The 755-nt window shown below is 61.7% G+C and carries 2 protein-coding genes; both read left to right on the forward strand.

Annotated features, from left to right (window positions below; genetic code table 11):
• On the forward strand, positions 1 to 211 hold a 211-nt coding region (locus EOA79_RS32325; RefSeq protein ID WP_206639308.1), incomplete at its 5' end, for a transposase.
• Positions 212 to 305: 94 nt separating this feature from the next.
• A partial coding sequence (locus tag EOA79_RS32330; protein WP_128293713.1) for a hypothetical protein occupies positions 306 to 755 on the forward strand: 450 nt, incomplete at its 3' end.

Raw genomic sequence — 755 nt, forward strand, 5'->3', positions numbered from 1 at the left:
GGCAAGAGGCGCATGGCTGCTCTTCCTGTCGCCCTACAGTCCGGATCTCAACCCGATCGAAATGGCCTTCGCCAAGCTCAAGGCGCATCTGCGCGCAAAGGCCATCAGAACCATCGACGCCCTGTGGCAGGCCATCGGCGATATCTGCAATCTGTTATCCCCAACAGAATGCAGAAACTACTTCACTGCCGCAGGCTATGGACTCACATGAAAATCCGCCGCTCACCGGGGCATGCTGACATCACCGTGTCAGCAGGCCCCCTGCTATACCCTCGCTCCGATCCAGGAAGAGCGAGGATATAGCGATGATCGACAGCGGCTTTGAAACCAAGTCCCTCAGGATGGAACTGCTTCTGCTCGTCACCTTCCAGGCGCCGGCGGCCGATGTCGAGCGCATCATGGAGGCGGTGGTGGCGATCACGCCCCTGCGCATGGGCAAGTATGACGGCAATGCCTACCAGTCGGCGCAAGGAATAGAGCGCTACCGGACGCTCGAAGGCGCTGCCGCGGGCGCCGAGATCGAGTTGCGCAGGCGGCCGGGCACGGTCGAGGTGTCGTTCGAACTGCCCGACGATCAGGCGCTCGCCGCCCGTGTCGCCGAAGCAATATTCCAGGCCCATTCCTACCAGGAGCCTGTGATCCGCATTCAGCCGCTGCTGACCAGCCGTTCCAAGGGACTCGACGACCATACCAATCCGAACCGCTGGTGGAACACCACCGGCGACTGGAAGAAGGCCGATCTGCAGGTCAGGGAG

Origin of the sequence: Mesorhizobium sp. M1A.F.Ca.IN.020.03.2.1, from assembly GCF_004023205.1 — a bacterium.
Lineage (GTDB): Bacteria > Pseudomonadota > Alphaproteobacteria > Rhizobiales > Rhizobiaceae > Mesorhizobium.